Annotated in this window: 13 protein-coding genes; all 13 read left to right on the forward strand. The window is 40.8% G+C overall.

Annotated features, from left to right (window positions below):
- The first annotated feature begins 248 nt into the window (after positions 1–248).
- The 13 genes from rsgA (at position 249) to BM146_RS11300 (ending at position 10,649) form a co-directional block, all read left to right on the forward strand.
- Positions 249–1,238 (forward strand): ribosome small subunit-dependent GTPase A, encoded by a 990-nt coding sequence (gene rsgA / locus BM146_RS11245; RefSeq protein ID WP_160110713.1) that lies wholly within the window; start codon positions 249–251, stop codon positions 1,236–1,238.
- Between the two features lie 132 nt (positions 1,239–1,370).
- Positions 1,371–2,291, forward strand: a complete 921-nt coding sequence (locus BM146_RS11250; RefSeq protein ID WP_074888765.1) for an ABC transporter ATP-binding protein — start codon at positions 1,371–1,373, stop codon at positions 2,289–2,291.
- Positions 2,284–3,204 carry an ABC transporter permease gene (locus tag BM146_RS11255; protein ID WP_083413509.1) on the forward strand — a complete coding sequence of 307 codons (921 nt, stop codon included), beginning with the start codon at positions 2,284–2,286 and terminating at the stop codon, positions 3,202–3,204. Before BM146_RS11250 ends, BM146_RS11255 begins: the two co-directional genes overlap by 8 nt.
- A 12-nt stretch (positions 3,205–3,216) precedes the next feature.
- Positions 3,217–3,651, forward strand: a complete 435-nt coding sequence (locus BM146_RS11260) for a LytTR family DNA-binding domain-containing protein (RefSeq protein WP_074888768.1) — start codon at positions 3,217–3,219, stop codon at positions 3,649–3,651.
- The gene (locus tag BM146_RS11265) at positions 3,648–4,085 is read left to right on the forward strand and encodes a DUF3021 family protein (RefSeq protein ID WP_074888771.1); all 438 of its coding nucleotides are present in this window, start codon (positions 3,648–3,650) and stop codon (positions 4,083–4,085) included. The genes BM146_RS11260 and BM146_RS11265 overlap by 4 nt, the downstream gene beginning before the upstream one ends.
- A 47-nt stretch (positions 4,086–4,132) precedes the next feature.
- Entirely contained in the window at positions 4,133–4,423 is a 291-nt protein-coding gene (locus BM146_RS11270; RefSeq protein ID WP_074888775.1) for a DNA alkylation repair protein, read from the forward strand.
- The gene (locus tag BM146_RS11275) at positions 4,420–4,872 is read left to right on the forward strand and encodes a GNAT family N-acetyltransferase (protein WP_074888778.1); all 453 of its coding nucleotides are present in this window, start codon (positions 4,420–4,422) and stop codon (positions 4,870–4,872) included. Before BM146_RS11270 ends, BM146_RS11275 begins: the two co-directional genes overlap by 4 nt.
- Positions 4,862–5,023 carry a hypothetical protein gene (locus BM146_RS19495; RefSeq protein ID WP_177201644.1) on the forward strand — a complete coding sequence of 54 codons (162 nt, stop codon included), beginning with the start codon at positions 4,862–4,864 and terminating at the stop codon, positions 5,021–5,023. Before BM146_RS11275 ends, BM146_RS19495 begins: the two co-directional genes overlap by 11 nt.
- 33 nt (positions 5,024–5,056) lie before the next feature.
- Entirely contained in the window at positions 5,057–5,437 is a 381-nt protein-coding gene (locus tag BM146_RS11280; RefSeq protein ID WP_177201645.1) for a hypothetical protein, read from the forward strand.
- A 136-nt stretch (positions 5,438–5,573) separates the two neighbouring features.
- On the forward strand, positions 5,574–6,134 hold the full coding sequence (locus BM146_RS11285; protein ID WP_074888784.1) for a hypothetical protein: 561 nt from the start codon (positions 5,574–5,576) through the stop codon (positions 6,132–6,134).
- A gap of 221 nt (positions 6,135–6,355) precedes the next feature.
- Positions 6,356–7,039: a hypothetical protein gene (locus tag BM146_RS11290; protein ID WP_074888787.1), complete on the forward strand. Its 684-nt coding sequence runs from the start codon at positions 6,356–6,358 to the stop codon at positions 7,037–7,039.
- 212 nt (positions 7,040–7,251) lie between these two features.
- A complete protein-coding gene (locus BM146_RS11295) occupies positions 7,252–10,242 on the forward strand; it encodes a glycoside hydrolase family 3 protein (protein WP_074888790.1) in 2,991 nt (996 codons plus the stop codon).
- A gap of 11 nt (positions 10,243–10,253) precedes the next feature.
- Positions 10,254–10,649: a hypothetical protein gene (locus BM146_RS11300; RefSeq protein WP_074888793.1), complete on the forward strand. Its 396-nt coding sequence runs from the start codon at positions 10,254–10,256 to the stop codon at positions 10,647–10,649.
- The last annotated feature ends 1 nt before the right edge of the window (position 10,650 follow it).

Consider the following 10,650-nt stretch of genomic DNA (forward strand, 5'->3'; position numbering starts at 1 on the left):
CATGTTGCTGATATACTGAATCTGTTGTAAAAAATATTAAGGAAAGCGAGGTATTCGTGATGAGTGTAAAGAGAATAGAAATTGTAACAGAATATAGTATGAAGACCTCGGTTTGTGATAGATAAATAATTGATCCTTTGGCCGTGGCTTATTAGTCACGGCTTCTTTTTTTCTAAATGCCATTGTCATGGCGATGATCTCAACCTTAGTCTCCATACTGATAACAAAGAAAAAATATGGAGAAAAAAATGAATAATACAGAAAACAATTTATGTAAAGGCAGAGTTTCTGCGATATACAAGAACAGTTATGTAATAAGGTTTGAAGGAAAAGATATTTCTGCCAGACTAAAAGGAACATTTCAAGAGAAGGCACCTGAGTTTTTCCCTGTTGTGGGTGATTACGTCTCTTTTGTAAATAATCCAATTGGAGATTCTTTGATCGTAGCGGTTGAAGATAGAACAAGCTTTTTGCAGAGGCCTGATCAGGCTAAAACAGGAGTCATGCAGTATATGGTGGCAAACGTGGATTACACGTTGATAGTCACCTCTCTAAATGAGGACTACAGTTACAACAGAATCGCCAGATATGTGAGCGTTGTTCTCCAGGGGAACTCTATTCCAGTGGTGGTTTTGACAAAATCAGATCTGTGCAGCAACTACGGCAGATATGTTCGTGAAGTGGAGAGCATCTCTGATAAAGTTAGAGTTCATGCTATTTCGGCTTTATATGGAATAGGAGTTGATGAATTATATGAATACATGAGGCCGGGCGTGACATTGTGCCTTATGGGATCCTCCGGAGCAGGCAAGTCGACGCTTTTAAATGCCTTTGCCGGTGAAGAAATAATGAAAACCTCGGAAGTGCGAGAATCAGACTCCACAGGAAGACATACCACAACATACAGGCAGCTGATTGAGCTTGAAAATGGCGTATCAATAATAGATACACCGGGCATGAGAGAGCTTGGAATGGCTAACACAGAGCTTGGAATAGACAATACATTTTCAGATATCCTTGCCCTAGAGCAATGCTGCAAGTTCAGTGATTGCAAGCATGATACCGAACCGGGATGCGCTGTGAAGGCAGCAATAGAAAGCGGCGAGCTTTCAGCAGAGCGATACATCCTCTATAAGTCATTAAGCGCGGAAAATACCAATAATTACGCTAAGAAAAAAGAAATCTCAAAGTGGGCTAAGGCTGCTAAAAAGCTGAAAAGAGATAATTATAGATTTTGAAATAAGAATTAGCCATTTTGCATTTCACCTCTCAAAAAATGCAAGTCACCGCCAATTTGCTTTTTTCTTGCCTCAAATAAGTTAATATCTGTTTCAGATACAGGAAAACAGGTAACAAGAAAGAGGTCAGATATGAAAAAAGCAATTGAAGTTAGTAATTTGGTCAAACAATACGGCGATGCAACAGCAGTAAACAACATCTCTTTTGAAGTTGAGCAGGGCTCTCTTTTTGCATTCCTTGGAGAAAACGGAGCCGGCAAGTCCACAACCATAAATATGTTAAGCACGATCCTTCCTAAGACCTCAGGCCAGGCCAGGTTAATGGGGTATAAACTTGGAAAAGAAGATGATGCCATCAGAAAGTCTATTGGGATAGTTTTTCAGAATTCAGTACTGGATGGGAACCTGACAGTTAAGCAGAATCTCCTTACAAGAGGCGCATATTACGGGTATGGAAAAAAAGAGATAATGGAGAGGCTTTCGCTCTTTTGGGCCGAATTTAATCTGGAAGAAATCTGGAATGAGCGATACGAGAATCTTTCCGGAGGACAGAGAAGGCGAATAGATATTGCAAGGGCGCTCATCCATAAGCCGGACATCCTGTTTCTGGATGAGCCAACAACCGGCCTTGATCCAATGTCCCGCAAGATGGTGTGGGACTACATCAATCACTTAAGGAAAAACGAGAACCTGACTATATTCCTGACAACGCATTACATGGAAGAAACCGCAGAAGCTGACAACGTGGTGATTATGGATAAGGGAACCATCATTGCTGAAGGCTCACCTGCTGAATTAAAGAGCAGATATACCGGCAAAAAACTCATTTGGTATACAGCACAGAACGATGAAAATACAAAGATAATCGAAACTTCCAGTGCTCCAAGCTTTAGCTATGAAGCGGATCACTACAATATTCTGATGGATGAAGGAATCATGGAATTTATCTGGAAAAACAAAGATTCTGTCAGGGATTTTGAAGTAATCAAAGGAACAATGGACGACGTTTTTTTAACACTTACAGGAAAGGAAATGGTGGAGTGCAATGGCTAAAATAAGAGGTCTTTTAGGTCTTACAAAAAGAAACATACTGGTATATATGAATAATAAGGGATCAATATTTTTCTCAATGCTAACACCGCTTATTATTCTTATTCTTTATCTATTGTTTTTAAAGAGCACCTTTTTGTCATCGCTTGAGCACGCTGCAACGGGTCTTGAGAAGCTGATATTAGCAAAGGACATGGACCAGTTTGTAAATGGCATATTACTTACAGGTATCATCAGCACTGCACTGATCACCATTCCTTACAATGCCCTTGAAACCATAGTCAGGGACAGGGAAGACAGAGTGTATTTTGATATGATATCAACCCCTGTAAAAAGAGCTGAGATCATCCTTTCATATTTCCTGGCAACGGTAGTTTCAGCCTTTTTTCAGACCTTAGTTGTGCTGTTTTGCGGGATTGGAGTGCTTCTTTTGAACGGAACCATGTATTTTGAAATTTCAGATATTATAGGTCTTGTTGGAGTGATTATCCTGGGCACTCTTTCATCTACAGCAATCTTTACTCTTATAATGATGTTTTTTAAGAAAATGGGCACCTGCAGTGCATTTATGGGAATCATTTCTGCAGTATCGGGCTTTATAGTTGGCGCTTACCTTCCACTATCTGAATTCAGCAAGACCATACAGAATGTATGTAGTCTTATTCCGGCTACAGGAATCACTGTACTTATCAGAAATTTCCTGACCGGTGGAGTTTTAAAGCATATGGATGAGAGCATAGGTGGAGTAGACGGCGGCGCATTTCTTCATGCCATGAGAGAGAAATTCTCTTTTTACACACAGGTTGGATCATCAACTTGGTCATTGAATCAGACCTGCATATATATAATAATAGTTACAGTGGCGTTTATTGCAGCTACAAGGATTATCTATCCAAGAGTTTATAATAAAAGATAAAGGGGAAAGACCTTGAAGGTAACGTTTAATAAGATTCCGCAGGGTGAAAGTGAATACGCGGTTGTAAACGCATATGGGCGCACAACTGCCATAGACACTGCAATTGGGCTGCTTGAAAACGGGGAGCAGATCATTATGGGCTATAAGGACGGCGAGAGCATTCCATGCCCGATTTCCAAGATCTATTACATAGAAACAGTAGATGATAAGTGCTTTGCCTATACTAAGGATGACTGCATTGAGCTGCGAAGCCGTCTCTACGAGGTAGAAAAGGCTCTGGATTTCAGATTCTTTAGGTGCTCTAAATCCATGCTTTGCAATATCAGAAAGATAAAAAGTGTAAAAGCGGAGACCAATGCCAGGATGAGAGCAGTTCTTTTGAATGGAGAGGTTATTCTTATTACCAGAAGCTATGTAAAAGAGATGAAGAAGAGGTTGGGACTATGAAAAAACTAAGAATAGTAATGGAACAAACGATGCTGGTCAGTTTCCTGGTATTGTGCGCTGTCAGCATTATCGGATTATTGGTAATGAGGAAAAATGAGTGGTCTTTTGACTGGTATACTCCGGGGTCAATTCTTGTTGCCAGCTTTTTATGCAGTCTGGTAACAGTGTTGCTTCTTTATAATGATAAATACGATAAAGAGTTGTCTGCATTAATGCATAACCTGGTGACGCTTCTGCATTTTTTTCTGATGTACATTATCATCATTACTTTTGGGCATCTTTGTAACTGGTACAAAACTAAAAATGGCTTTGTTCAGATAACTGTAATCTTCGTGGTTGTCTATGCTGCAGCATGGGTAGGGACAGGGCTCATGTTCAGGCATGATGAGAAGCTTATTTCAGATGCCCTTGATAGTGTGAGGGATAAGGAATAAGCTATGCATTTCCTGATAAAGTACTTAATGAAACAAGGAGAATTCTGATGACAGTATATGAGAGACTACTAAGCGCACAGGATAAGGAATACAGGGAATTTCAAACAAAGCTTGTACCTAACATATCTTCGGAGGTCATGATAGGCGTAAGAACTCCGGATATGAGAAGGATCGCCAAAGAGGTTTTCAATAGCGATGAAAGAGGTGCATCTCTTTTGAGGTGCATCTATTTTTTTGGAAAAAAGTTAAGCAAAAAAGCCTTAAACTTTTGCAACACAGGCATCAAACGATGTACTATGAAGATAAAGACGATAGAAACGAGTGGATTTAATAAATGAATTTTTTGGTTAAGCACTTTAACGAACTCAGCACCACAGAGTTATACGAGATTTTAAAAACAAGATTTGAGATTTTTGTCACAGAGCAGGAATGCATCTATCAGGATCTTGATGATAAGGACCAGGACGCAATTCATGTTTTTTGCTGGAATGAAAACGGCAGAGTTGCAGGGTGTCTCAGAGTATTTTGGAAAGATCATGATGAGGCAGCAGGCGTAGCGCAGATTGGCAGAGTGGTAACGTTAGAGCACGGCAAAGGAATAGGCGGCCAGATGCTTCATGAGGGTGTCAGGATCGCAACAGAGCACTTTAAGGCAAAAAAGATCTATCTTGAAGCTCAGCAATATGCCATTGGATATTATGAAAAAGAGGGATTTGAGGTAGTATCAGAGCCCTTTATGGAGGACGGAATTCCTCACGTGAAGATGGAGAGAATCAATGGGAAATGAAAACGGAACCTGGATCATGTATGGCGTGGAGTGGAACGCCCCCGAATGCCTGCATACAGTGCAGGATGCGATAAACTACATAAACGAGATAGGTTTTTTGCCACTTTTCAAGAATTGTATGTGCTACTTTATCCGTACAATGGAGCTGTAAAAAGATCTATTTCCAAGTGCTGTACGGATAGAAATGCTAATAAAGTGTCGTCTTATCCGTATAAACAGCCAGTATACACTGCTTTTCTCATATGAAATACGGATAAGATGGCGTGTGACGTGTAATCTTATCCGTATAAACGGCCAGCATACACTTCTTTTCTCATATAGAATACGGATAAGACAGCGTGCAACGTATAATCCTATCCGTACAAGGAGAGAAAAAGGAGCCAGAGATAGCCATATTGTACGGATAAAAACAAAGAATTGCGCCGGACTTATCCGTACACTTGCTATGCTCGGCGTAGGAGTAGGAGCCTATAGCGACAGTGAACATGTGGCTGCGCTCAGAGAAGGCCTTGTAAAAGAGCTTGATGCCATAGCAAAGGCTGAAGGCATTGGAAGAAAAAAATGATGGACTATTTGATTACCCAACCATCACCTAAAATTTTCAGGCGCTGGTACTTGCTTTTAATACTCTTTTAATAAATATGGTGTTTTTTCTAGGGTATAATCAATATGTTGTTATTTTTTATACGAGGAGGAGAAAGATGAGAAAAGTATCACTTTTATTAGTAGTATCAATTTGTGCCACATTAATAGGATGTGGAAAGACAGAAAACGCCGATGCCGGAGCTGCAACAGCAGTTTCTGTAGAAGCCATCGAAAGCGTTACAGAATCAGTGTCTGTGCCTGAAACTGATACAGCTTCAACCAGCTTTACTGAAGCATTAGCCGATGAAGGCACATATTGGATGAGCGGATATTTAAGAGCTTCAGATAAAGATAGCGCAGGAGAACCGGACGAATCCGGGGTTCTTCAGGCAATCATATATGAGGCATATATTGAAGATGATATTCTTACGGTAAAAGGCGTTACCAATTTTAGAAATGACAAAGCTCAGGATCCGGTAGGGATGAACGATGGAGATGAAGCAGCATTCATCATTACTGATCAAACAGTCTTCCAGATGGTCGGCGGTGAAGACGGCCCTGAGGACGTGACAAAAGAAGAGTTTGCACAGTACTTGAAAGACTGCGCAGATTCCGGTTTGCTTCTCGACATTCAAGTTAACGGCGCTCAAGTCGTTGTAGCCCAGATTTGTGCATAATATGAAGCTCTTTATATTTAAATAATGAATGGCCCGTATCATATGATACGGGTTTTTTATTACGAATGCTTCCGCATTATACATGCCCAAAACAATTTCTATTGTGTTATGCTTTTCTACAGAACATGATACAGAACAATACCAGTGAGGATTTGGAAATGTTCAAGAAAATGTACAAAGTAACAGAGGTAAAAAAGGAATACTAAAGAGGAAAAGAAAAGATGAGTAAACTAAAAGTTTGCCTTAGGCATATTTCGGAAGTGTTTTTATATGAGTATTACTGTTTGGGAGATGATGAATATGAGATATCCGATGAGGATACATTGACACCTCACAAGGAGAAGGCAAAAGAACAGTTGCTTGCAGGAAATTATTCCGGGGCCCAGCAGGAATGGCTTAGTGCACACCTTGAGAACCCTGTGGACATGGAAACAATCCTTGGAATTATCTTGTGTTGTAAGCAACTTGGAGATGCAGATGGTGAATATTCCTATACCACAGAATCTTATAATTACTGCTGCACAAGGGCTGAGCTTGCAGCTTATTACAGAAACCTTGGATGGTATTACCTGGAAAAATACAAGCCGGAAGTATCTGCAGCATGTTATCTCTATAGCAAATATTTTGGCGAATCCCAACAGGCTGATGCTGAACTGGAATTCCTGGAGAAGGCTGTAGGTAAGAAAGTTGCCAAAAAAGACCTGCCTCAGCTTCAGAAGATTCTTAAGGATAACAAAATTCCGACAGAGGCTAACCCTGTAACCCTTGCACTTTTGTACAAGGCAGCAGAGGAAGCTGCAGAAGGCAGAGACAAAGACCAGGCGCTTGATTGCTATAGAATGGTTTATGATCTTACTGCTGATAAAGAGATTGGAAAAAGAATTGAATCCCTTGAATCAAGGTAAGGACTAACAATCTCCCCTATCCCCACAACAATCAATTCAAAACATCCCCCCTATCCCCTGCCTCCCAATGTGTGGCATACAAATTTCCAATACAACCAGACAGTTTATGAACCATGAATTACAGGTTGTGAACAACCTATTGTTACTGCCTTCAAAATCAGATAATGTTGGCCACAGGAAGTATTTTATGTATTTATGGAGGTATGTAAGAAATGAGTAAACATTCCAAGTTATGGACTGGTTTGGCATCTGTCAGTACATGCTGTCTGGTACTGTCAAGCGTTGGATTTAACTGTATGTTGGGGTATTCGGGTACAGTTAATCAGGCTTTGGGGATTACTACCAGTAAGGTTGTAAATGATGGCGATACGTCAGAAGATACAACATATTTTGAAAGTGATTATGGCGAATTAAATTCTGAGAATCTTCAGACACTTATCCGGGAGACTTACGATGAGGCGGTTCAGGAAGAGGCAGAAGGAGCAGTTTTATTAAAAAATGATAATAACGCACTTCCACTTTCATCTGACGAAACAAAAGTAACTCTTTTTGGACACGCAGTTGCACAGCCTTTGTACAAGAGCGCATCTGCAGGTTCAAAGGCATATGATACATCAGAGGGTATTGACCTGTACACAGCCCTTTCTGAGCAGGGATTTGAAATCAATGACACACTTTATAATGCATATGTTCAGTCCTCAACAGAAAGAGGAACCGGCAAATATGACTTTTTAACTAATACTACAAGCGTATTGTCAATGGGTGAAGAAGACATCTCTTTTTATACAGATGATCTTAAGGCTTCATTTGCAGATTACAGCGATGTTGCAATCGTAATGCTTGCAAGAGAAGGCGGAGAAGGAATGGAGCTGGCTCTCGAGGACAGCTTTGAAGGAATCAGCCAGTTAGCACTTCATCAGGAGGAAAAAGACCTTCTGAATATGATAAAAGAATCTGGCGTATTCAATAAGGTGATCGTGCTGATAAACAGTGGTAATCCCATGGAGCTTGAGTGGCTCGATGAATATGGAGTAGATGCATGTCTCTGGATCGGTGAGCCGGGTCAGAGAGGATTTGAAGCAGTTGCACAGATCCTTAGCGGCAGCATCAATCCATCAGGATCACTTACAGATACATATGCTGCTAATTCACTTTCAGCACCCGCAGTTGTAAACGGAAGTTTCAATAACCAGACATGGGCTAATCTTGATGAAGTACTTGTAGCTATAGATGATGACGATGCCGGAATATCTTATTCAACAGTTCAGGCAGAAGGCATCTATGTTGGATATAAGTACTACGAGACAAGATATGAAGACAGCATCCTCGGACAGGGCAATGCAACTTCATCTGTCGGTTCATCTTTTGGAAAAGATTGGAACTATGCCGCAGAAGTTACATACCCATTTGGATATGGACTTTCATATACTACTTTTGAAAAGACACTTGATAGCGTAACAATAAATGGAGATGAAATAACAGTTAATGTAACTGTAAAAAATACAGGTGATGTCGCCGGGAAGACTTCTATACAGATATATGCTCAGACTCCTTACGGAGATTATGAGAAAAAGAATCTGGTAGAAAAATCTGCTATCCAGCTGCTCGATTTTGGAAAGACAGATACACTTGAACCGGGGCAGTCACAGACACTTAGCATTACTTGTGATAAGTACCTTCTTGCAAGCTACGATTACACAAATGCAAAAGGATATATCATGAGTGAAGGCGATTATTATATCGCAATCGGTGATAATGCACATGACGCCCTCAATAACGTTCTTGCAGCAAAGGGAGCAGAGAAACTTACTGATGAAAACGGTCAGGAAGTAACAGGAAATGTATCTAATGTATACGCATGGAGCGAAGCATTAGATACAGAAACATATAAGACTTCACAGTACACAGATGAAGTTGTTACAAATCAGTTCGAAGAAGCTGATCCTAACTACTGGCAGGACGGTACAGTTACTTACCTGTCAAGAAATGACTGGGAAGGAACATATCCAACATCTGCTACACAGCTGACACTTAACGATGAGATGATCGAGCTTCTTGCAGGTAATTATTATGAAAAGAGTGAAGATGCACTTTCTGTATCTGATTTCACTCAGGGCGAAAACGTAGGAATGCCACTTGCTGCACTTATTGGACTTGATTACGACGATGAGGCATGGGATACATATTTAAACCAGTTCACAATATCTGAGCTTACAAGCCTTCTGTCAGATAACTTTGGTACAACTGAGATTGCTTCAGTAGGTAAGCCGGCAATTGTTGCAGGTGATGGACCTGATGGTGTTGGCGGTACATATAACGAGAGCAAGTACGGAACAAGCGTGCAGGATACATGCTTCCCAACAGAGATAGTTCTTGCTTCTACATTTAATAAAGACCTTATGTACAACAGAGGCAAGCTCATGGCCAATGAGTGCATGTATCTCGGAATGGAAGAAGACTGGATGCCTGGAATTAACATCCACAGAACACCATTTGGTGGCAGAAACTTTGAATATTATTCAGAAGATGCAGTTATGAGTTATCTCTGTGCTATTCCTGAAGTAGTTGCTATGGAAGAAAGAGGCGTTCAGGCCGGTGCCAAGCATGTAGTTGGTAATGATCAGGAAAATAACAGAGAAGGAATCGCAGTATTCTTTAACGAACAGGCATTTAGAGAGACATCTCTAAGAGCAGCAGAAGGAGCCATAGCAGCAGCCGGTGGAAAAGCTCTTATGCACGGCTTTAACAGACTTGGCCTTGTATGGTGCTCAGAGAGTACAGCACTTTGTAGCCAGGTAATCGAGAATGAATGGGGATTTGTCGGACAGCAGGAAACTGACGCTGTAGCAGGTGCCGAGGGTACATATAAGTGGCATCTTACAAGTGCAGTTGCAGCCGGTGTAGATCAGTTCTGTCTTGATTTCTCCGGTTCAGTTGGAACAGCTGTAGCAAAGCAGATCACAGACACTGATGATGGAGACCTTCTGGCACTTGTCAGAAAGTCAGCACATGATTATCTCTATACAGTTGCAAATAGCAGCGTTATGAACGGATACAGCGTTGATTCTAAAATCGTATCTGTAACACCTTGGTGGCAGCCACTTATGATAGTTCTTATCGTAGTATTTGCTGCACTTGACATTTTATTTATATTCATGGATCTGAAGAAACGCAGAACTGTAATTGAGATTGTTAAGGAATGAGGTGGACGAATATGAAGAACTTTTTAGCAAAAAAATCATATGGCTTTTGTGCCGTAGTGCTGGCGCTTATTGTTGCAGTTATATCACTTGTCAGATACCTGGCATGGGCTCCTGCTCATAATGCCACAAATGCGATGGTAGTGGCTGCACTTGTAATAGGAATTGTATTAAATGTTATTATAATGATAAAGGATGAGGACCTTCTCCTGGTAGCTGCAACAGCTTGCTATTCATTTGCGGTGTTCAGACACCTGGCTGATCAGGTCGGATCATTCGTAGATGCATTTCAGGGCATTAACATGTTCGGAGATGCCACACAGGTCGGAAACATAGTGTCTATAGCAATTGTTATGGGCATTGGAGTATTGCTTACAATTATTAGTGGATTTTTAAGAAGAGAAGTTTAAT

The sequence above is a fragment of the Butyrivibrio proteoclasticus genome (assembly GCF_900115735.1).
Taxonomy (GTDB): Bacteria; Bacillota; Clostridia; order Lachnospirales; family Lachnospiraceae; genus Butyrivibrio; species Butyrivibrio proteoclasticus_B.